Source organism: Negadavirga shengliensis (assembly GCF_042652345.1).
Lineage (GTDB): Bacteria > Bacteroidota > Bacteroidia > Cytophagales > Cyclobacteriaceae > Negadavirga > Negadavirga shengliensis.
Genome location: NZ_JBHSJJ010000016.1, coordinates 63083 through 86147 on the forward strand (window position 1 = coordinate 63083; position 23065 = coordinate 86147).

Annotated in this window: 16 protein-coding genes and 2 tRNA genes; 5 read left to right on the top strand and 13 right to left on the bottom strand. The window is 45.2% G+C overall.

Translation table 11 applies throughout. The annotated features are described in order from the left end of the window. Nucleotides 1–19 precede the first annotated feature (19 nt). From ACFPFU_RS21080 to ACFPFU_RS21095, 4 genes are all read right to left on the bottom strand, one after another. On the bottom strand, nt 20–1576 hold the full coding sequence (locus ACFPFU_RS21080) for a SusD/RagB family nutrient-binding outer membrane lipoprotein (RefSeq protein ID WP_377067844.1): 1557 nt from the start codon (nt 1574–1576) through the stop codon (nt 20–22). A gap of 47 nt (nt 1577–1623) precedes the next feature. Beyond that, nucleotides 1624–5163, bottom strand: a complete 3540-nt coding sequence (locus ACFPFU_RS21085) for a SusC/RagA family TonB-linked outer membrane protein (protein ID WP_377067846.1) — start codon at nt 5161–5163, stop codon at nt 1624–1626. Nucleotides 5164–5262: 99 nt separating this feature from the next. Further along, nucleotides 5263–6294, bottom strand: coding sequence for a FecR family protein (locus ACFPFU_RS21090; protein WP_377067848.1), 1032 nt, complete (start codon nt 6292–6294; stop codon nt 5263–5265). A gap of 116 nt (nt 6295–6410) precedes the next feature. After that, nucleotides 6411–7013 carry an RNA polymerase sigma factor gene (locus ACFPFU_RS21095; RefSeq protein WP_377067850.1) on the bottom strand — a complete coding sequence of 201 codons (603 nt, stop codon included), beginning with the start codon at nt 7011–7013 and terminating at the stop codon, nt 6411–6413. Nucleotides 7014–7357: 344 nt separating this feature from the next. On the opposite strand from ACFPFU_RS21095, the gene mnmA reads away from it, so the two are divergent. Genes mnmA through ACFPFU_RS21110 form a run of 3 tightly spaced genes read left to right on the top strand, consistent with a single transcriptional unit; the run spans nt 7358 to nt 10835 of the window. Next, the gene (gene mnmA, locus ACFPFU_RS21100; protein WP_377067852.1) at nt 7358–8569 is read left to right on the top strand and encodes a tRNA 2-thiouridine(34) synthase MnmA; all 1212 of its coding nucleotides are present in this window, start codon (nt 7358–7360) and stop codon (nt 8567–8569) included. A gap of 5 nt (nt 8570–8574) precedes the next feature. Next, nucleotides 8575–9297, top strand: coding sequence for a pseudouridine synthase (locus ACFPFU_RS21105; protein WP_377067854.1), 723 nt, complete (start codon nt 8575–8577; stop codon nt 9295–9297). 44 nt (nt 9298–9341) lie between these two features. Next, nucleotides 9342–10835 (top strand): M28 family peptidase, encoded by a 1494-nt coding sequence (locus ACFPFU_RS21110; protein WP_377067856.1) that lies wholly within the window; start codon nt 9342–9344, stop codon nt 10833–10835. Between the two features lie 79 nt (nt 10836–10914). Here ACFPFU_RS21110 and ACFPFU_RS21115 read toward each other — a convergent pair whose 3' ends face one another. The 3 genes from ACFPFU_RS21115 to ACFPFU_RS21125 form a co-directional block, all read right to left on the bottom strand. Further along, nucleotides 10915–12066 carry a PepSY-associated TM helix domain-containing protein gene (locus ACFPFU_RS21115; protein WP_377067858.1) on the bottom strand — a complete coding sequence of 384 codons (1152 nt, stop codon included), beginning with the start codon at nt 12064–12066 and terminating at the stop codon, nt 10915–10917. Continuing rightward, nucleotides 12066–14441, bottom strand: a complete 2376-nt coding sequence (locus tag ACFPFU_RS21120; RefSeq protein ID WP_377067860.1) for a TonB-dependent siderophore receptor — start codon at nt 14439–14441, stop codon at nt 12066–12068. The genes ACFPFU_RS21115 and ACFPFU_RS21120 overlap by 1 nt, the downstream gene beginning before the upstream one ends. A gap of 559 nt (nt 14442–15000) precedes the next feature. Beyond that, nucleotides 15001–16338 (bottom strand): neutral/alkaline non-lysosomal ceramidase N-terminal domain-containing protein, encoded by a 1338-nt coding sequence (locus ACFPFU_RS21125; RefSeq protein WP_377067862.1) that lies wholly within the window; start codon nt 16336–16338, stop codon nt 15001–15003. A gap of 192 nt (nt 16339–16530) precedes the next feature. On the opposite strand from ACFPFU_RS21125, the gene ACFPFU_RS21130 reads away from it, so the two are divergent. After that, nucleotides 16531–16605, top strand: a tRNA-Val gene (locus tag ACFPFU_RS21130). Between the two features lie 10 nt (nt 16606–16615). On the opposite strand, the gene ACFPFU_RS21135 is transcribed toward ACFPFU_RS21130, so the two are convergent. The 4 genes from ACFPFU_RS21135 to ACFPFU_RS21150 all read right to left on the bottom strand — a co-directional run bounded on the left by ACFPFU_RS21135 (nt 16616) and on the right by ACFPFU_RS21150 (nt 19780). Beyond that, a complete protein-coding gene (locus ACFPFU_RS21135; protein ID WP_377067864.1) occupies nt 16616–16918 on the bottom strand; it encodes a chaperone modulator CbpM in 303 nt (100 codons plus the stop codon). Continuing rightward, a complete protein-coding gene (locus ACFPFU_RS21140) occupies nt 16915–17829 on the bottom strand; it encodes a DnaJ C-terminal domain-containing protein (RefSeq protein WP_377067866.1) in 915 nt (304 codons plus the stop codon). Before ACFPFU_RS21140 ends, ACFPFU_RS21135 begins: the two co-directional genes overlap by 4 nt. A 341-nt stretch (nt 17830–18170) precedes the next feature. Beyond that, nucleotides 18171–18518, bottom strand: coding sequence for a TlpA family protein disulfide reductase (locus tag ACFPFU_RS21145; protein WP_377067868.1), 348 nt, complete (start codon nt 18516–18518; stop codon nt 18171–18173). Between the two features lie 119 nt (nt 18519–18637). Beyond that, nucleotides 18638–19780, bottom strand: coding sequence for an alpha/beta hydrolase family protein (locus tag ACFPFU_RS21150; RefSeq protein WP_377067870.1), 1143 nt, complete (start codon nt 19778–19780; stop codon nt 18638–18640). Between the two features lie 551 nt (nt 19781–20331). Here ACFPFU_RS21150 and ACFPFU_RS21155 point away from each other — a divergent pair. Continuing rightward, on the top strand, nt 20332–22029 hold the full coding sequence (locus ACFPFU_RS21155; protein WP_377067872.1) for an alpha-amylase family glycosyl hydrolase: 1698 nt from the start codon (nt 20332–20334) through the stop codon (nt 22027–22029). A gap of 197 nt (nt 22030–22226) precedes the next feature. Here the strand turns inward: ACFPFU_RS21155 and ACFPFU_RS21160 are convergent, their stop codons facing one another. Next, nucleotides 22227–22421, bottom strand: coding sequence for a hypothetical protein (locus ACFPFU_RS21160; RefSeq protein ID WP_377067874.1), 195 nt, complete (start codon nt 22419–22421; stop codon nt 22227–22229). Between the two features lie 350 nt (nt 22422–22771). Next, nucleotides 22772–22860: transfer RNA gene (locus ACFPFU_RS21165), tRNA-Ser, on the bottom strand. Nucleotides 22861–23065: the final 205 nt, after the last annotated feature.

Consider the following 23065-nt stretch of genomic DNA (forward strand, 5'->3'; position numbering starts at 1 on the left):
GTTATCCACTTGAAATTTATTACTCGGCTACGTCCCACCAAACCCGGGTATCCAGGTCGTCAGGTCCTTGCCTGCTAAGGGCAGCCTGGATATTTTCATTGTTTACGGCGAACTCCGTATCTGGATAAGAAATTCTTCTGATGAAATCTCCGCTTATATCCTTCCCCGGATAAGGGTTCGGCGCCAAAGCGGGATAACCGGTTCTTCTGAAATTGGCAAAAGCTTCATAGCCATTCAAAAAGGAGGCCACCCAATATTGCTCACCTAGTTGTTCCATGGCATTTTCCGTATCCAATGGGTTATTTTGGATATAAGTATCAATGGCAGCAGTTGAAATGGCTGTATTTGAGCCATAGTCGGCGTACTGCTCCATATTCGCTCTGATGCCCTGCGCGTACAATGCCGCCGCATCACCATTGGTCCATCCTCTCAACACCGCTTCCGCCAACAAGAAAGATGTCTGTGCAAAGGTCACATGGAATATAGGAGCATCCCGGGCTACCATTCTGGTTCTGTCCACCTGCGAAAACTCATAGAAGCTCCTTAAACCTCTTTGGGCTACCACACCGCCTATTGTTTGGTTATCATAGCCCATGGGCATTCCCATCTGATCTGCCGGATTCCTGGACAGGGTTACCCCCGAAGGAGGATTTCCGGCCAAGGCACTGTTTTGATCAGGCCCGCTGCCGGCTCCGATGAACCTCACAGCGATGGATGCCAGTCTGGGGTCTTCCCTCTCGCTCAAAAACTTTTCGAAGGGCTCTGCCAAATAATAGTTGTTGGCTTCAGTAGCGTTGAGGGTGTTCCCTATTTCGTTGGCATAATTAAAATCATGCTGAATTTTTAAATTATCCTCGTTAGAAGTCATCACCCCGCCGGCTATCGCTTTTTCTGCCCAATCCCTGGCTCTTGTAGGGTTAACCTTGGTATGCCTCATGGCCGCCCGTAGCATAAGGGAATATCCAAGCTTCTTCCATTTGTCTATGTCGCCGCCATAAAAGATGTCTCCGTTTTCTACCCTCCTGCCTGCATTTAGAGCTGCCGTGGCTTGTTCCAACTCATTGAGTACATCCAGATAAATATCTTCCTGTCGGTCATAAGCAGGATCAATTTTCCCCTCAATAAAACCTAATCCTGCTTCAGAATAAGGTATATCACCAAAGGTATCGGTAAGGATCATAGTAGCCAGACTATGGAGAATCCGGGCCATGTTATATAGATTGGAACGGTCCTCATCATCTGCCGTCATCCTCTTAACGTCCGTAGTATGTTTTAACACGTTCCGGTAATACTTTTCCCAAGTTCCAACGGCCCAGGGCCTGTTGATCTGGTTGAAGTTACCGCCGGCCAATACACCTCCGTTGGGAGAAACGATCTGTTGAACAATGGCTATCTCGTAGGTAAGGGAAGTACTTGAAGGGGTGGAGTACAATACGGACCTGTTCATCAGGTATATCGGATCCAAATCTGTGGGCTGAACCGGGTTGACATTCATTTCATCAAACCCGTTGTCACAGCTTGTCATGGGGACAAGCAGGACCAGGCTCAAGCATATATATTGAATTATCCTTTTCATAAGATGGGGGGTTTTGAGGGCGATTTTTTTTGTTGACTTTTTCATGACTAGAATCTGAAATTCAGGTTAAAACCAATGCTCCTCGTAATGGGCAGACCATGTGCTTCCAATCCCATCAAGTTGTCGGAAGTAAAACCAAACTGCTCGGGATGGATATTGGGTACCCATTTTTTGAGTACCAGGACATTATTGCCGACCACATTTAACCTCAGGCCTTTGATAAAGAGGTTTTCAGGCAGGTGGTTGGTAAAATCATAGCCAACGGTCACCTGCCGCAGGTTCCAGAAACCGGCGTTGTAGATAAACTCTTCCACCATATTGGCCGATCTTACGGTTTCATAGAAAGTCTGGGTTTCGGAAGGAACATCGTTGGGTGCATAAACCCTATTGATCACCTGCCCTTCGTCATTCCTTTCTTCACTTACGATTTTCACACCTTCTCCTATAACCACACCTTCTTCCCTGCCTACCAGGGTTCCCTTATGCAAGCCATGTCTCCAGGCATTGAAATTGGTGCCCGACAGCATTTTATGGCCCAGTTTAAAATCAATCAGGGCGGAAAGACTAAAAGCCTTGTAATGGAAGGTATTCATAAAACCCCCTACCCATACAGGAATGGCCGACCCAAAGGGAATCTGAAGCGGCGTTCTCAATGGCCGGCCGTTATTGGCATCAAAGACCTTGTTGCCCTGGGGATCCCTCAGGTAACCGAAGCCATATATCTGGCCCATCGGCATGCCCACTACCTGCCGCAGTTCCCCACCGAATATTGCGGCTCCGACGGTTATCACACTGTCTCCTTCGGTCAAACCCAGTTTTAAGGTTTCGGTATGGTTATAGGCGGCATTGATACTGGTTTCCCACATGAAATCGGCGGTTTGGACCGGAACGGCAGTCAGCAGCATTTCCACGCCTTTGTTTCTGCTTTCACCTACATTGATCAATTGATTGGTATATCCTGAGGCATCCGACACCTGCGCACCAAGTATCTGGTCAGAGGTAAGTTTGTTGTAATAAGTCAAATCCAATCCAATGCGGTTGTCAAGAAACTTCAATTCCAATCCGGTTTCCCATTCTGCCACCCTCATGGGCCTCAAATTGGCATTGGGAACCGTAGCTGTATTGATGACACCGACTGGCTGCATTTGTCCCGCAGGGTTGGGAAACTGGTTGTTTTCAACACGGTAAAAAAGGTTATCCGCATAAGGGCTTACATCTGTATCACTGCCCACTTCAGCATAGCCTGCCCGGATTTTACCAAAGGAAATCCATTCAGGAAAGTTTTCCCAAGGTTGGGAAAAAACAAAGCTACCCGTGACCGCGGGGTAGAGAATACTGCGGTTTTGAGGCGCCAATGTGGAAAACCAATCGTTTCTGACCGTTCCATTGAGGAAAAGGTAATCTCTATAAGAGAGCTCCATCATCCCATAAAGTGAGTTTACCTGACGCTCGGATATTTCATAAATGGGATCCTTGATCCTGCCATTCATCACCGTATACAGATCCCTGACGATAAAGTCATTCACCAATACATTGTTTCGGTCCATTCTTCTGTACATCTGGTTTCCGCCCAAGGTAAGATTGACGCCTACATCCCCAAATTTCTGATTGGCACCTATGAGGAAGTCGGCATTTACCTCCCTGAATCTCCTATTATCCTGCACATACTCACCATTTACAAATCCTTCAGGGGCATTGGGAAGAGAAGCCGTACCAGTCGGGAAGTTGTATTCCTGATCCCTGGCGTAAAAATCCTGTCCTACTCTCCCTTGTACAAACAACCAGTCCGTGACATTGTATCTGGCTGTGATGTTTCCAAATACCCTGTCTCTTCTGACGTTGTCGAAACGTTCATAGGTGGCCCAATAGGGGTTGGTCCTGTTTCTAAAACGGGAAAACACAAACTCATCACCATTGGCATCGGCCATTTTTTCACGCATTAACCACAAGGGCATGGAGTTGGCCAAAGTGTTCAATGTCGTGGGCGTACTCATGTCCTGCTCGGCGATTTGAGGCGGGTTTTTGATGTTTTCCAATGAATAGTTTACGTTGCCTGAAACCACGAGCTTTTTGGCGATTTCCTGCGTAAAGCCCAGATTGATTGTCTTCCTGTCATAATCTGAATTGGGGACAATGCTTTTATTATCCAGGTTGGATACGGACAGGCTAAACCCACCAAACTCTCCTCCTGACGACACGGTGACAGTATTGGTGAAGGTGTGGCCTGTGTTGTAAAAAGTTTTGACGTGGCTGGGCTGAGGTACATAGGGGATCTCAACCCCATCGAACAATACCTGGGTCATGCCAGGCTGGAACCTTTCACCGAAGCTCCATACCCCCGAGGTAGGATTGGCAGAAGTGGGTCTGATACCGTTTTCCCCTTGTCCGTATTCATACTGCCAGTCGGTAAAATCCATGGGCGTATCTGTGGTAAAATTTGAGTTAAATTCAACGCCTATACCTGTGCCCTTTGCTCTTTGCTTGGTGGTGATCATGATGACACCGTCCTTGGCCCTTGCGCCGTATAATGCGGATGCAGCAGCTCCCCTCAATACCGTCATGGATTCTATATCATCGGGATTGATACTGGTCAATCCGTCACCGCCATCGGATACCCGGGTCCTTCCCCTATCGGTGTTGGCGGCATCGGAACCTCTGTTACCCGGATTTGCACCGAAATTGGTATTGTCTACCGGTACGCCGTTGATGACAATCAGGGGTTGGTTTTGCCCTCCAAAAGAGGACTGCCCCCTGATTCTTATTTTGCTGGTTCCTGCAGGGCCTGTACCCAAGCTGCTGATATTTACCCCTGCGACCTTCCCTTGCAGGGCATTCATAAAGTTTGGGGTACGGTTGATGGTCATTTCCTCAGAGGCCACACTTGAAGTAGCATATCCCAAGCTCTTGGCTTCCCTTTCGATACCCAGCGCAGTCACCACCACTTCTTCCAAAGCAGCAATGTCTTCGGCCATGGTAATATTGATCACGGTACGGGACCCTACCTGTATTCTTTGGGTGGCATAGCCAATATAGGAAATCACCAATGTGGCGTCTTCGGGAACCACAAGGGCGTAATTGCCGTCTATGTCCGTAATGGTTCCCACCGTGGTCCCGGCTACTGACACCGCAACACCAGGTATAGGCTCCCCATCCTGTGTGGTCACTTTACCGCTGACTTCTATATCAGCCTCATCCACCGTTATTTCAACCGCGCCATCCGACGGGCTGCTTGATAATGCCCTCACACTGATGGAATTATTGACCTGTTTGAAGTGCAGGTTTTTAAGTATGGCGAGCTCTTTCAGGATTTCCGCTACGCTTCCCCTGCTGATGGATAATTGTACCGGTTCATCATCCAAGAGATTTTTGTCGGTATAAAAAAAACTATAGTCGGTCTTCTCCTCTATTGCAACTAAAATATCTTTTAGTTTGCCTTCTTTGATACCTAATTTGATCACTACCTCCTCTATGCTTTTGACCGTCTCAAAAGCCTGGGCAGAGATCGTGCCCATCATCATCCAAATGATACATAAACCGAGGCCCCGGTTTAGCAGCATTTTTGTAAATAGAAATAAAATGTGTTTCATGTTTTTGGGTGTTAATTGAGTGAAATTAGATAGGTTATTGCTGTCTCCGCCCATTTTATGGCACAGCTTGTTCTGTAATCCGTGGTAAGTAATTTTCAATCATTCGATCTTTGTTTTAACATTAATAATGACATTTCTCCCATCGATACTATAACTGAAGCCTACCGAATGGCCCAGCACCTTTAAAACATTACTCAGAAATTCGTTCTTTTTAAATGTACCGGAACACCTATCATCGGGAATAGGCCCCCTTACTTCTATTTCCACGCCATACCATTTTTCCAAAATACCTATAAGGTCCTCAAACTGAATTTTTTCAAGATACAGGATACCGTCTTTCCACCACGATATCTTTTCGGGATCGATGGTATGTTTGGTAATGGCCGGAAGCCGGGTTGAAAAATAGGCTCCTTCCCCGGGTTGCAGTTGGATGTCCTGTCGGGTCACGCTGTCAGTCACGGAGATCAACCCGCTGGCGAGGCCTACATTTACTTTGTTATTGTCATAGGCATTGATATTGAATGAAGTGCCTAAGGCTGTGGTAAGAATTCTGCCGGTTTGCACACTGAAAGGGTGCAAGCTGTCCTTGGCCACCTCAAAAAATGCTTCGCCTTCCAACCATACCTTCCTGAATGAGGTAAAATCGTTCCTGTACCTCACCTGGCTGCCGGCATTCAGGTAAATTACGGAACTATCAGGCAACAGTATCTTGGATTTTCTTCCATTGGGATTCGATTTAGTGACCCAATTAAAGGCCGGCTCTTCTTCCAAAAGGGGCGGGTTTGAGGATCCTTGGTTAAAAATGACCTTCCCATATTGCCAGGAAAATATTATCAAAAAAATGGCCGCGACCCATCGTAGTGTCCGGGGGTAAGTTTTGGCGGGATAATCAAGAACTTTAGTCTTTCTTTTTTTTTCGGCCTTTTTGTCTACTATTCTTTTAAATACTTCCGAACCGTCCCATTTAAATGAGTCCTCTTTTCCGGATTCCTCATTCCAGCTGTTCCGGAGGTATTCTTCAAAAAGCTTTTCGGTATCCTCTTCATTAAGTTCCCTTAAAAGGTCCAATACCTCTTCTTTTGAGAGTCGCCCTTCATGAAAGGATTTCCATTTTTCTCTAAAAATGTTCATGGTTATTTGGGTATGATACACTATATATCCCCAACTTTACCTATTTACTTACCTGAACCATCAAAATTTTTCAAAAAAATTATCTTATCACTTTGTAGGTCAATAATTAAAAGAACTCAGCTCGCTAAATAAATCATTACCAAAATCACCAAGTCCGAAGGAATGGCTTCGTTGAGCAGGAATTTTTGTTTAAGTGATTTGGTGGCCTTGTAAATCTGGTTTTCAACTGTTCTTTTTGAAATGCATAGCTTAGAGGCTATTTCATCTGAAGATAGCTGCTGGATATACTTTAAATTGAAAACCTCCTGCTGACCTTTAGGCAGGGAAGAAATGGCCCTTTCTGAGAAGAATTTCAAATCTTTGTAATGGAGTTCTTCTTCGGAATTGTTACAGGTTCGCTGACCATATACCACGGCGTATTTTTGATAGGCAACCTGAAGCGCGTGCTTCTTGGCTTTTTTAAACGCCAGCGAGCGCATGATGGTAAGAAGGTAAGCATTGAATGAAAGGGTGTTGTCCAGATTTGCCCTTCCGTTCCATATTTTCAGAAACACTTCCTGCACGATTTCTTCAGCGTCTTCATGTGTCAGGGACATTTTTCTGCAAGTCGCATATACTTTGGGTCCAAAAATACCAAACAAGAGACTGAACGCGTGTTCATCCCCGTTTTTCAAGGCCAAAACCAAGGCAGGAATATCAGAACAGTTTGTTTTTATCATGTAACCGAAACAAAATTTATACATACAATTAATGTATTTTTAACGATTATCACAATTAGTACACAGCATTTTTTTATTCTATAAAAGCATATATGGCGTTTTTCATGATTTTTGAAAGTACCAGCGTCGGATTATTAAAATTTTACGTTTAGTTGATATGCTTTATAGAAGTTTTATTTGACCATTGTGGGGTATTGTTCTATTAAAGCCTATTAACCAGACCAAATCCCGATTTAAAGGAGGCTGGCTACCCATTTATGGTTTGGGGATTGAACCTTATATGGTTAATTTGCTGTTTAAAATCTAATCATTAACTCATGGACCTTTAATCCATGTAGAATCATATGCAAAAACAGAAAAGGGTCGTAGTAGGATTATCCGGAGGTGTAGACAGTTCAGTTGCCGCCTATTTGTTGAAAGAAGAAGGATACGAAGTCATCGGCATGTTCATGAAAAACTGGCACGATGAATCCGTTACCATTTCCAATGAATGCCCGTGGATGGAAGACAGTACTGACGCCATGTTGGTGGCGCAAAAGCTCGGCATTCCCTTCCAGGCCATAGACCTCAGTGAAGATTACAGAAAGAGGATTGTGGATTACATGTTTGCCGAATATCAAGCCGGAAGAACCCCTAATCCGGACATTCTATGCAACAGGGAAATCAAGTTTGACATTTTCCTCAAAGCCGCGATGAAACTTAAAGCAGACTACGTGGCCACAGGGCATTATTGCCAGAAATCTGAAATTCAAAAAAACGGACAGACGATTTACAGGTTAATGGCCGGAGCTGACGCCAATAAAGACCAAAGTTATTTTTTGTGTCAACTGGACCAGGAACAGCTTTCGAAAGCCCTTTTCCCCATCGGACATCTGCAAAAATCCGAAGTAAGAAAAATCGCAAAGGAACAAAACCTGGTCACGGCGGACAAGAAAGACAGCCAAGGGCTTTGTTTTGTGGGGAAAGTAAGGCTTCCGGAATTCCTTCAGCAGCAATTGCAACCCAAAAAAGGTGACATAATGGTCATTCCTGAAGATCTGCCGGTATTTGCCAAGAAGAGAATCCCCGCCGGAATGGATCTGGAAGATTTGGATGCAGGTTTGTTGGATGACATTTGCCTGCCCGCCACCTATGGAAAACAGGATGGGAAAAAAATTGGGGAGCATCAGGGTGCACACTATTTTACCATAGGACAGAGAAAGGGGCTACAAGTGGGGGGAACAGGTAAACCTCTTTTCGTCATTGCCACGGATACACAAGAAAATATCATCTATACCGGCTTGGGGGAAGACCACCCGGGATTGCTGAGAAACGGCCTGTTCGTGGATAAAAGGGATATCCACTGGATCAGAAAGGATTTGGAGCTTCCTGTCGGTGCCACGGCAACCTACATGGCCAGGATCAGGTACCGGCAACCCCTTACCGCCGCGACTTTAATAATGAGAATGAATGGATTATACGTAATCTTTGACGAACCGCAGAGGGGGATAGCGTCAGGTCAATTTGTGGCGTGGTATAAGGATGGCGAGGCGATAGGCTCGGGAACCATATTCTGAAAAAAATGGTAACACTGCCGATCCTTTTTGAAGACGACCATTATATTGGCATTAACAAGCCCGCGGGCATCATGGTGCATAGAACGCCTCTGGAGAAGGATCCGGAGGCGCTGTTTGCCGTCCAATTGCTCCGGAATCAAATAGGCAAAAAAGTGTATCCGTTACACCGTCTGGACAGGCCTACCTCGGGTGTGTTGTTGTTTGCCAAATGTGCTGCTTCGGCGTCTGCTCTGCAGCCGAAATTTGCGGGAACCACTATAAAAAAATACTACCTTGCCGTCGTAAGGGGTTTTTTGGCCCAGGATCATGGCACCGTCGACCATCCGCTGGCCAAGGATCTGGAACATGACCTTCAGCAGGCCAGAACAGAATATTGGAAACTCGGGCAAACAGAAATCCCATTTGCCTCCTCCAACCGCTACGGCTCAAGCCGGTATTCGCTGACAAAAATATATCCCCACACCGGCAGAATGCACCAAATCAGAAGGCATTTTGCACATATCAGACACTATATCGTCGGGGATAAAACACATGGCGATAATAAACAGAACAAATTTTTCAAAAAACATTTCGGAATAGGACATATGCTTTTGCATGCTGACAGTCTTGTTTTTGAACACCCCTACACACGGCAGACCGTTGAAGTGAAAGGTGAGGTTCCCTCCTACTTTAAAAGCATTTGCAGCGAATTAGGCTGGGCGTTACAAAATCAAGGCAACGGTATGTAGCTTTGCCGGGCGTAAAAGTTATATTTGACTCAAATTGATCAACCATGAATAAGAAAAACAGCTTCGCCTTCAGTCTTCATGTATTTGTTTTATTTTTTTCCATTCACAGTAGCTGGGCGCAGAAGTCGGCCATTGAAAAAAATCTGAAAAAAGAAGAAGCGCTTTCCCACTTCAGTTTTTTGGCATCCGACGAGCTAAAAGGGAGAGATGCCGCCAGAATGGAAATTGACATTGCCGCCAGATACATCGCGGAACAGTTCGAAAAATACGGGGCAAAGTCCCTGGAAAAGCTTGAAGGCTATTATCAGTTTGTTCCGCTGATTCAGTCAGCCCCTCCTCAAGTGGGCGAAATCATCCTAGGGGATAAGCCGTTGACTCTCGGCGGGGATATGCTGGTACTGGGAGGACAGGATGTTGAGGGCGAATTCGATGTGGTGAACTTAGGATATGGGCTGGAAGAAGATTATGAGGGACAGGATGTCAGCGGTAAGTGGGTAGTGACGAGGGTCGGAAAACCGGACAGGCTTACCCCTTCGGAATTGTTTGAAGCAGGCAGGGAAAAACGGGCCTTGGCCAAATCAAAAGGCGCCTTGGGTCTGATTGAAATGTACAATGTTCCCAATACACCATGGGGGCTGCTCGCCAATTATCTCAACAGACCTCAAATGGGACTGGACCCTGCACCGCATGAAAACCAACAATTTCCTTATATCTGGGTCAAAGACCTCAGCAACGAAATTCTGAACCAAATCGAACCTTCCGGTGAAAAGGTCGGTGTCAGGATCAATGGAAAGGTCAATCGGAAAATCAACGGACGGAACGTGGTGGCCTGGATTGAAGGCACAGACCCCGAACTCAAAGAAGAATATATCATGCTATCGGCTCATTACGACCATCTGGGCGTAGGGCAGCCCAATGCAGAAGGGGACTCTATATATAATGGTGCAAGGGACAATGCGGTCGGCACGGTGGCGCTTATCAATGCCGCCCAATTTTTTGCGGAAAACCCTCCCAAAAGATCCGTTTTGCTCTCCGCCTGGACGGCGGAAGAAAAGGGATTGTTAGGATCTTCCTATTTCTCGGAAAACCCTCCCATTCCCTTAAACCAGGTCATCTACAACCTCAATATAGATAATGCGGGATACAATGACACCAGCGTAATTACCGTGATTGGTCTGGGCAGAACTTCCGCAGATCACCATATCCAAGACGCCGTATCGGAATTCGGGCTTGAAGCCATTCCTGACCCGGCACCCGAACAGGGGCTTTACGACCGGTCAGACAATGTGAATTTTGCCAAGCGGGGTATTCCCGCCCCGACGTTCAGCCTCGGCTTTACCGCATTTGATGAGCAAGTCGGAGAGCATTATCATCAACCTTCGGACAGATTTGAGAACTTTGACTTGGAATATGCCTTGTTATATTGGAAATCATATATACTGGCAGCCCAGAAAATCGCCAATGATCCGGACCAACCGCTGTGGATGGAAGGAGACAAATATGAAGAGGCAGGGAAAGCATTGTACCAACTGGAGTAAGGTGTTGTCCAGGCGAATATGGGCGTTTCATAAGTCCGTTCTTATTGAAGGACGCCCTACCTGGCTTTAAAAACGCCTCTCATGCCGTGACCATCTCTTTTCTTTGCTTTTTATGCTTGTTTTTCTTTTTCCTACCATACCAAATCAGAAAACCGGTAACCGGCAGGCTGGCTACTACCAAACTGACAAAAAAAGCCAAAAACTTTCCTGGGAGTCCTAATATCGCCCCGACGTGGATGTCATAGTTCATCCGCATCAATTTATCTCCGGCGGAAGCTTCATCAAACCGGTTCCAGATATGATCCACAGGTAATTCTTTCAGGGAATATTGGTCAAAATAGCGGTAGTCAATTTGCCAGTAGGTCGAGGCATCCGGGTTGGCATTTGCGGCAATGGAGGAAAATTCATCTTCAGGAGGATGGATTTCTATCCAAGCTGCGTCAGGATATTCCTGCTGCATTTTCAGCCATACCTGATCTATTGCCGGCACATCTGCAATTCCGGCAGGGGCGGCAGTGTGCTCCGAATCCGGATCATAATAGTCTTTATAATCCTTTCCCCCTGTTATGGCAGCATAATAACCGTCTCTGAACCACTCAAACCCCCATACCAAACCGGTCAACGCAAATATTACGGCAAAAACGATTATGTAAAACCCGAGTACCTGATGCAGGTCATAATTTTTCCTCCTCCACCGGGACTTCCAGCGGACGGAGAATCTCTGGGGTATATTTTTACCGTTTTTAGGCCACCACAGAAAGATGCCGGATACCAGCATCACTAAAAAAACAAGGGTAGCGGAAGCCACCACCGGCTGCCCTATATCGGGAGGCAGCCATAAATAAAAATGGCCATCCAAAATAAATCTGAAAAACCCCGAAAATTCATCCTTTATATGCAGCACATCGCCTGTATAGGGGTTCAAATATGCCGTCAAATAATAGTGGTCTTCAAAACTATAATAAATGGCTTTCGCCGCCCTGTTTTCCGTATGGTACATTACCGCGTGGATGTGTTTATCGGGAAGTTCTGCATCCGCTATTTCCCTTATTTTTGAGGGAGGTAAATACGGGGTTTCCGTTTCCTCCACAAACCGATACGGTTGGGTCATGTCCTGGATTTCTTCCTGAAAAGCATATATGCATCCGGTGATGGCGATGATGAACACCAACAGGCCGGAACAGAGTCCCAGCCAAAGGTGTATTTTTGAAATGATTTTCCTGGCCTTCATCAAAATCTATAATTTAAGGCAAGAGATACATTTCTAAGCGGTTGTGGGGTGATGGTGGACCAGCCGGAATAATATTCCTGATTGGTAATGTTGTTGGCTTTCAATGCAAGGACATATTGCTGCCCGGTGTAGGAGATCATCGCATTGAATACCTCATACCCCGGTAAGGTAAATGTTCCAATATTTGCGCGGTTCAGGGTTTTATGCTCACTGGCTGTGTTGCCACCGGCTCCTATCCCAAAACCTTCGAGAGCCCCCGCCTGAAAGGTGTAACTGGCCCAAAAATTCAGCAAGGTCTCCGGACCGGCTTCTTCCGGCCTCAAACCCACATAGCCATCTCCCGGATTGTCTTTTAATACCTCGCTTTTGTTTTTACTGAAACCTGCAATAAGATTCAGCCCACTGACCGGATTGGCCACTAAACTGAATTCCAAGCCTTTGCTTTCCACTTCGCCTCCCTGGATGCTGCTGTTGATGTTATTGGGGTCCGTCATTACCCTGTTGCGCACCAGGATATCATAATAACTTAATGTCGCGGAGATCCGGTCTTTGTACAGATGGGTTTTTATTCCAAATTCCAGTTGGTTGGCATTTTCGGGATCAAAAGTCTGCAACCTGGGATTGGACCCGTCAGCGTCGGCCACCTGCGCGGGAGCCACATTCATGAAACCGTTCATATAATTTCCAAAAAGCGACACTTTCCCGGGCAGCACCTGATACACCATCCCCAACTTTGGGGAAACGGCCGTTTGGTTACTCACCTCTTCTTCTACCCAATATGCTGTTTTACCCTTAAAATTATCTATTCTTACGCTGGCCATAACTGCCAAGCTTGACGAGAGGTTGATCACATCCGATAGGTAGGCACTCATCACTTCGTTCTGCCCATTGGAATTTCCTTCAAATGATTCGGCCAACAATCTATCTACCCCTGCTTGGGTCAAAGCACCCGTATCACCGCCGTCCGCCAAGGTAACTTCTCCGTTTAAGACCCATCCCGTGCTTCCGTTAAATATATTTGATCTATAATAATCCAATCCCACCACCATTCTGTTTCTGAATCCGCCGATCCGGAAATCACCGATGAAATTCTGTTGAATATCCGTGGTGTGGGTTTCCCCGTTTCTCTTGGAAATATACCGGCCAAAGGTGTTACCATTCCCAAAATCCCACAGGTAGTGATAATAACCTTTGGTTTGTGCACTGCTGCGGGACAAGACTGTCTGCGAGGTCCAGGTGTCAGAAATTTTATACAACGCCTGCGCCTGAATACCAAAGGTGGGATTTCTGATGCCCAGCTCATTACTTGTAAAAGAGCGTTCATAGTGATTTTCAAAAACTTGCATACCCTTGAAAGACAAGGGAGTGTCTCTGTTCAGAAAAATCATGGGGGCATTCACTGATTCAATTTCCAAAAATTCCGTGTTGATAAGGAAAGTAAGCCTGTCGTTGGCCTTTATCGTAAGCGAAGGTGCGATAAAAAATGACCTCCTTTGACCTGCATCCTGAAAAGAGTTTTGGGAATGATAGGCAGTGTTTATCCGGGCAAATGTATTTTCACCAAGCGGGGTATTGACATCCGCGGTAATGCGGTTCAAGCCAAAACTGCCGGTGATATAAGCGACTTCTCCCCCGAAGCTATCATAGGGTTTTTTAGTGGTGATGTTGATCAATCCGCCGTAAGATATCAGGGGGCTGCCAAACAATGTCCCGGACGGCCCTTTGATCACATCAATGCTCTCGATGTTAGCGGGATCAAGCCCTCCATTGTTTAAGCCGGGCATCCCGTTGATCATGGTAGGTTGGACCGCGAAGCCCCGCATGGAAAAATACTCCGCGCCATCTCCTCCCCTTCCCGTGGATTCCCAAAGCCGCGCGACACCGGTCGCATTCTTAAGGGCATCATTAAAACCAGTCACGACCTGTTCTTTCATCAACTGACGGGATACTGACTGGTAGACCTGTGGATTCTCCATGTCTTTGAGAGGAAGTTTGGAAACGGTAAAACTGCTGTCCAAGTAGAATCTATTCTGATTTCCCGAGACCATTATCTCATGGAGGTCTGTAAGGCTCTCCTTAAGGATCATGTTCACCGCAACCACTCTTCCCTCCTCTACTTTCACCTTTTTTTCCTCCCTTTCAAACCCCACATAAGATGTAGATAGGGTATATATGCCCGGTTGGAGGCCATCAATCAGGTAATACCCGTTGTTATCTGTAGCCGCACCCACGCTAAGCCCATTAATGGACACATTGACAAACTCAGCTGCTTTGCCATCAGCAGTGAGGACATAACCTTCAATGCCACCGTTTTGGGCATAACTACTCAGAGACAGCAGCATGGGAAAGAATAGGATGTATAGGTAATTTCTCATAAAGTGATGTGGTTTTAATTTTACGGGACAAATCTATTATTTAGAATTTTTCTAAACAATATTATTTATAATTAATCTAAAAAAAAATAAACATAGTTTAGCCGAAAATTACCGGGCGGGATTTTGGACAGGGAATTGATCAATGGGTATAACAATGAGCGCAAATCAAGGGAAAGTACATTACGCCGATCATCAAAAACAACCAATTAAGCACATTCTTGTCAATTGACAGCTGTGTCTCGCTAATTCAAAGTCAGTCAATGAACTAAACATTATTCAATCGAATTAAATTAAAGTCAATTTTTCATTTCGGCTTCTGCCCTGTAATAGGGATGGCCTCAGCTTATTATTGTTGTTAACTTAAATTCAATTTCTTAGACTATAGGTCAATTTTCTTGACATGGAATTGGTATCGTTAAAAAAATCTCGTTTTCCAGACCGAAGTATAACGGCTCCCGAGGCCGGCAGACCCCTACGCTGTCGTCGGTTTCATCTTTGGATTTGAATATTGTCTTCTGTTTTAGTTCCAAGCTGATGCATTCAGAAAAAATAAGGGCCGTTACTCTTTTGACCATCCTTTCAGATAGGTCAAGACCCCTTCTATCAGGTCTTTTTCTGCCTCAGGAGTAAAAGCGCAGACCCGTTCCACCTCATATCCCCCATGATTATATGCATCTGCGGTGGGAAGGTATCCTAACCAGCCATTACTGTACCCATAATAAAATGTATAAGGGAAAGGCGATCCATCCCTGACTTGATTGGATATCTCACAAAACAATTCGAGCGGGGCACTCCAAACGGCGACCTCCTCATTGATTTTGAGAAACCGGATAGGCAGCAGCACATGGTTTTCTCCAGAAGCGTCAGTGTGGGAATAATCTCTGAGGCTTTGCGGCCAGGAGAGTCCTGCCTTTCTGGGTGTGGTGACGGTCACAGCACCTGTTTCCAATTTTATGTTGTTGCTGGCCGCCGTAATCTTTTTGTTGACGGCCAGGATCCTATCTCCCAACAAAACCTTAAATTGGTTTAAGTGTCCGGCTCTCGGATTAGGGTAGACACTATATATAGGTGCCAGATTGCCGGCTGCCCCATTTATAAAAAGCATCGGCGCTCCTGTCTCTTCTTCTACATAAGAGGACACTACGCCAGGTGCATCTCCGCTGATTTCAGTATGTTCCTGACCCAATACAGTGCCGTGGATCGCGTAGTTGGCAATCAGCGCCAGGGGATTCCCGTCTGCTTTCTCCAGTCTGATAAGTCCTATCTTTCTGTCCACGGGTCCGTCGGGATTTAATCCGAGGGATGCCTTGCCGTATTCATCTATGGCTCTCCTGTTGATATTCGCCTGGGAAAAACCCCAACCGGTTCCCAACCTGGCTGGTTCCAGTCTGTCCAATGCCTGCCCAATGCCTTCCATCATTCTTTCCTCCACCAGGGCGGTATAATCCCGGTCCCATTCATGGTCGTACCGCTCTCCCATAAACACTTCAGGGAGTCCCGGAGGGCCCACTTCGGGAGCGGAGTGTGTATGGGTCACCGTCCACCATAGATTCTGGGGAGATATACCCAGTTCACGATGAACTCTCTCAGCTATCCTATCATATTCGGCCGGGGAAACAAGACATATTTCGGAAGAAACCAGACAGAACCTGGTCGATCCGTCATCCATCACAACAATACGGTGATAAATGCGGTCATGGATGCCGGTTGATTTACGGGGACCATACCCCAACAACCATTGGGAGTTTTCCGGCGTAATATCCACTTTTGTCACTGCTGCTTTGAGCTCCTGCGCTGGGAGCAACTGTGGGGTTATAAAGCTAAGAAGGCCAAGAACAGCACAAAGCATAGAACGGGTTAAACCTGGCAAGAAGAAGGATTTGTATGACTTGATCATAAACTTGGGTGTTAAACTTGAAAAAATAGCTTTTTATTTTTCGGATATTTCCCGATAATATATAAACTATCCATCCCATATCCAACAAATTTTCCAACCGTTCCCCATAGAAATAAAAATATAATCGAATATCTTATGTGAAGGCTTCTTTGATTTTTTAGGTTAATTGACGTATACTTGCAGGGTGATCAAAGGTCGTTAGCTCAGTTGGTTTAGAGCGCTGCCTTGACAGGGCAGAGGTCACCAGTTCGAGCCTGGTACGACCTACTATTTTCGATCACACCAGTCCTTTATATAGGTCCAGTTTCCTTTTCAAATCCTGTACTTCGGTCTGTAAATTCTCTATCCGTTCCAGAAGATTGCTAATGGCTTCTATGCCTTCCACATTGATTTCCATTTCATAGTGAAAGCGCACGAATTTTTCCAATCTGCCTATATCGTCATAGGCAATATAATCCTGCTGCTCTATGAGCACCGTTTCTATAAGCCCATGGTCATTCAGGGTTTGGATAAAACTTTTCTCAATTCCGCAACTTTCACAAAATTGGCTCAAGGATATGTAATTTTCTTGTTGGTTCATGGCTTTCTCATTTGTGACAGTTGCTGAAACAATGATTTTTCTTTTTCAGAAAGGCTTTTAGGTATGACAACCTGATACGTCAGGTATAAGTCTCCCATTTCCCCCTCCTTTTTATAAACGGGGAAGCCTTTGTTTTTAAGTTTTACTTTTGTGCCGTTTTGCGTGCCTGCCTGCACCTTAAGTTTTACTTTCCCGTCAAAGGTGTCTACCATGATTTCCCCACCCAACACAGCCGTATACAGATCTATGGGCTCTGTTTTGAATAAATTACTTCCTTCTCTTCTGAAGACAGGGTCCGGATGGATTTTGAAAGTAATGTATAGATCACCGTTTGGCCCACCGTTTACTCCCGGACTGCCGTGCCCTTTGATTTTTATCGTTTGTCCGTCTTCTATCCCGGCGTGAACAGTCAACCTGATTTTGTTGCCGTTGATATCCAGCGTGCGCTTATGGGTGCGGTAAACGTCCCGCAGGCTGAGTTCAAGCGTGGCGTTCATATCCTGTCCTTTGAATTGGACGTGACTCCTTCCTGCCCTGCCTCCCTGTCTGCCAAAAAGCGATTCGAAAAAATCCGAAAAACCGCTTTCCCCAAACACCTCCTCAAAATCTTCAGAACCGAAGGTTTGCCTTCCATAACCGGGCCTACCCCGGTAAGATTGGCCACCTGCCTGTTCGAAAGCCTCGGCCTGTTTCCAATCCTTTCCGTATTTATCATACTTCTTGCGCTTTTCAGGGTCGCTCAGAACCTCGTGCGCCTCATTGATTTCCTGAAACTTCCGCTGTGCGGATTCATCATTGGGATTCAGGTCGGGGTGATATTTACGGGCCAGTTTACGATACGCTTTCTTTATCTCATCTTGTGTAGCATCTTTTTGAAGACCCAGTACATTATAATAATCGATATATCTCATAGGCATTAGAACGAAAACAACAAATAAGTTACGACTTCAACTGATTCCGCACAAGTGTTAAAAAAAATACGTACAATTCTTTCTTTTTTTCGGGGAGATATTACCCAGCTCCACGGAACAGGTATTAAAAAGTGATTTTATAGAAATACGAAGAATTGGCCTCTCCCCCACCCGTCATCTCCCATAAAAAAATCCAACAAATATATTACGGGTATTAAAAGCCAATGAAATCGACCTGTTGATTTCCCAAGGCGGTAAACAATTGGTTGTCCATAAATTTAATGCGTGCCCCGTTGCCTTTGATGATCTCGGCAGTTTAATTTTCCGCTGATTCGATTCTTTTAATTTTGGTGCGTGGCCAGATGTTTGTCAAGGGATTCACGAATCTTGGGAGGTCTATCGGCAGAAGGGTCAACTACTTTCCCCTCTTCATCCAGAAGTATAAATCTTGGGATGGAATTTACCATAAAATGTTGGGTAAGATCGGACTTCCAGGCATTTTCGGCAAACCACTGAAGACCTTCCATATTTTTGGCTTTTACCATCTTTTCCCAAGGCTCCCTGGTGTTATCAATCGATACCGTCAAAAATGCCACAGGTTTGTCTTCATATTCCTTTTTCAGCTTATCCCAACGGGGGTGCTCAGCGATGCAGGGCCCACACCATGTAGCCCAAATATCAATATACAAGATTGCCTCTCAAATCACTTAATTTCACCTCCTTTCCTTCAATATCGGTGAAGGCAAAGTCGGGAACATCTTTTCCTGGGCTGATAGGTTTCCATTTATCCCTACCGGTGTGGTTTTTATCAATCTGCGTTTTGGGACTTAACGGTTCCCATCAGCCAGTCGGTCATAAACCTTACCCCCTCATCCACAATTGCTTCATGGCCTCCCTCATGTAAAACAAGTTCCATTCTTTTGGGGATTTTAAGCTTCTGATAATGAACCGTTGATTTATCATATTCTTCCACAACCTGGGGCCAATGCGCTATATTGTCCTTTTTTCCATGCTGAATCATCAGTGGCCGCGGAGCAATCAGGGAAACCAGATCGTAATCCGAGAATTCCGTCAACCATCCGTTAAAAAAAGCATGTTCCTCCCTTGGCGAAAAGCTGGAGTACCGCTCATCCGGCACCGCCATTTTGTTTCTCCGCTCGTTAAACCAGGCTGAAACCACACCCGCTTTGATGCGGGGTTCAAGGGGCATCCAGAACATGGTCGCCATTCCGCCCAAGGAAACACCCCACATCCCGACTTTATCCGCATCAACCCTTGGATCGGCCAGGACCATATCCAAAAGATGCTGCAACCGGACCAGTTCTATTCCGGGCAAACTGGTACCCGCGAGGCGAGCGTAACGTTCCACATTATTTCGTCTTTCCACAGACCTCAGGTTCATAGGCACTAAAACAGCAAACCCCGCTTCTAGCAGCCCTTTGGCGTATTCATGATAGGCACCGGGAGAAAAAGGGGTTTCAGGCGTACTTTCGATGCCATGCTGAACAATTACAACAGGCACCTGTTTTCGTTCACTTGCCCCCTCAGGAAAGGCAAGAACCGCTTCTGCTGTAAGCATGCCCAGAGGAAGCCCGATCCATTCCGCTTGGATTTCCCCCAAAGCATAAGGTTTCCTTTCAAGTGGCCCGCTCTTGGTGAGCACAGGAGGGTTCAAAACCTCTTCCCATCTTCTGCGGTTGGGTTTCACACTGCGTTCCAAAGCATCGGGGCTGCTGTAATCACGGTTCCACGCCTTTTCGGAACGTGCCTCGTATTCCGCTACAAGAAAATGCCTGAGATAATCCTCCAGCTGTTTTTCATAGGCATCTGTACGGGCTGTTTCGACTTCAGGAGAAACCAGGCTATTGTTTTGCCCCACAGCTTTCAAGGTACCTGTCAATAATATAAAAACGATTATATACCCCCGGGTTTTACAGTATTTTTTGATCATGCGTTTACCTGTTATTTTGTTCAACCCAATGTATCAAAAAAACCAAAATATCCAATCCCATCATGCTTCTGAAAATATTTTAAGGAAGAAATTATTCGCCCTTATGTGGAGACATCACCCTATTTACCCAATGCCTTCAATAAAGAATCAGAGTAAAATTTTTCATTTTATTTTATTTATTAATCATAATGATACAAAAAACATTATGGGTGAATTTTTATTTGTTTATATGACAATTTAAAGATTAAAACAACTTTTAAAAATCAGATAGGTTTACATTATTTCCTGAGTATCCGGTATGCTGCAAGTTGTCTGTCAGATGGCCGCTGATCTTGGCCGTTAAAATCCATTTATACAGCGAAAGATTTGAAAATTTGTGAAAATTTTTCGAAATTACTTTAAATAGCGGAGACAGACAAAATAACGGATAGCCAACTCAATTCGCTCATTTTCAAATTAATGTGCTTAATTGATTTCATACATTAACCAACCCAACAGGTTAAATGTATTGCATTATCATGATTTATTTTTATAAATCCCCAGAGAAAAATATGAACCCTAAAAGCATAAGTGAAATCAAGCTGAAGGATTTAACCGGCCGCAGCTTCTATCCGTCTCCTTCTGCATGGGAAGATCAGGTACTTTATTTCCTTATGCTGGACCGCTTCTCCGATGGACAGGAAAACCAGTATCATGATAATAACGGGGATTTGGTTACCCACGGTATTACGCCTCCTTTCGATAAAGCCCAGCCCAATACCGTGGACCGGGAACTATGGGAGAACCAGGGACAAGGGTGGTGCGGGGGCACCCTAAAAGGGCTAACCAGCAAGGTCGGATACCTGAAAAGGCTCGGTGTTACCGCCGTCTGGATCAGTCCCATCTTCAAGCAGGTATCCTTTCAGGAAACTTATCATGGGTATGGTCCCCAAAATTATCTTGACATTGACCCCAACTTCGGTACCCCACAGGAATTAAAAGACCTGGTCGAAACAGCGCATGACCATGGGTTGTATATTATTCTGGATGTTATCATTAACCATTCCGGCAACGTCTTCTCCTATGATCCGGACCGCTATCGGATAGAAACTGATGGGGCTGAATTTTATCATGCCCGTTGGGATGGCAACCCTTATGCCATAGCAGGATTCAATGACAGCACGGGAAAACCTACCATTCCCTTTGGACCGGCTGATGAATGTGCATGGCCGGATGGAGCGGTCTGGCCAAGAGAATTTCAGGCTTCAGGTACTTTTACCGGCAAAGGCGAAATTGTGAACTGGGATCATTACCCTGAATACCTTGAAGGGGACTTTTCTGACTTAAAAGATATTAATCTTGGAAAAGGACCTATTGATCATTATCTCCCCTCTCCTGCATTAAAAAACCTGGTGGAATGTTATAAATACTGGATTGCATTTGCGGATTTGGATGGATTTCGGGTGGATACAGTCAAACATATGGATGACGGGGCGTCCCGGTTTTTCACTTCTGCCATACATGAATTCACCCAGTACATCGGGAAAGAAAACTTTTACCTGATTGCTGAGATTACAGGTGGACGCCAATTTGCCTATGAAAAGCTGGAATCCGTGGGCATGGACGCAGCATTGGGGATTGATGATATTCCGGACAGGCTGGAATATATGGTAAAAGGCTATAGGAATCCTGCTGATTACTTTAACCTGTTCCGTAACTCGATGCTTATTCATAAGGAATCCCATATATGGTTTCGGAATAAAGTGGTCACTATGTTTGATGACCATGATCAGGTACGGAAGGGAAAATTAAAAGCCAGGTTTTGTGCGAATGACAACGGCCATCTGGTTATCCTGAATGTGCTGGCTTTAAACGCCACTACTTTAGGCATTCCCTGTATTTACTATGGCAGTGAGCAATCCTTTAATGGCAAAAGCCTTGATGAAAGAGACGGAAGTGATGTTTTTTTGCGGGAATGTATGTTTGGAGGGAGATTCGGTACTTTTCAAACACAAAACCAGCACTTCTTTAATGAAGCGGATCCGGTGTTCCAGGAGTTGTCTAAGATATTGGCCATACGGAATGATAATATGGCTTTGCGGCGTGGAAGACAATACCTGAGGGAGATTTCAGGCAATGGCTCTCATTTTGGTCTACCGGTTATGTTCGGGAATGAAATGCGCTCTATAGTTCCCTGGTCAAGGATATTTAACAATGAAGAGTTTGTGCTCGCGATAAATACAGATTACCATAATGCCCGTTCTGCCTGAGTTACCATTGATAATGACCTTCATGAAATCGGCGATAAGCTGACCTGTATTTATTCAACTGTAGCCGGTGAAATTGGTAAAACTGTCGAAGTCCAGGGTAAAAACGGGAAATCAGTTGTTTTAAATGTCCCTCTGGCTGGGTTTGTGATTTACAGATAAAAAATGGTGTCCAAGCAGTGAAAATCAGACCCGCAAGCTTACAATATCCTCTGGGCCATCCGGCGGCGGTACAAAAACCGGAAGGCTTCATTTGATGCCGTTCTTTTGTATGCCGTTGTTTGTCCCTGGGCCCTGACGCCGTTGCTGGCTTGCCTTGAGATGGACCAACTGACAGAAGTATGGTTTACCAACGGGGGCTTCATTGTGATCCCCGTCCTCTTTATCAGAAACATGGTAGAAGTTAAAACTGTTTTTCTAAAATGTGATTGTTCTTTATTGAGCTTTTCCCTTGAAGGGACAAAGAACAAAAAACCTCAGTAAGTCAAATAACATCAATTATCGGGACGTCTTTTCCTGTTTCCGAATGATGTCTTATATTTTATGTTCACTGTCCAGACGCAGAACCCTCAGGCAGAAAAAACATCAATTGGCATGTTGTGGCAAACGAGGTCAAAACACATAGCAAATCAACAATTGGGGTATACGGGTAGGTTAAAACCCCAGATATTTCATCCCTGCATTCGCTCCTGATTAAAAAATAAAACCCTAACATTGAAAATCAATAAATTAGGGTTTCAATCCGTAGAGAGTGGGGGATTCGAACCCCCGGTACGCTGTTAGACGTACGACAGTTTAGCAAACTGCTGGTTTAAGCCACTCACCCAACTCTCTTTTTACTATATCGGCAGCAACTCCACTTTCATCCTCGCTGGCTATTGGTATCAGCCTTTTTGTCAAGTGCCCTGCAAATATAACCGATAATTTTTAATTTAAACAATAGCAAAGTGGCAATTAATCTCCTCCGAAGAGTCGACAATCGCATGAACCGCCTAAGATGCTAAAAATCAATCCGGTTATTTTTAGCCCCTTTTATTTT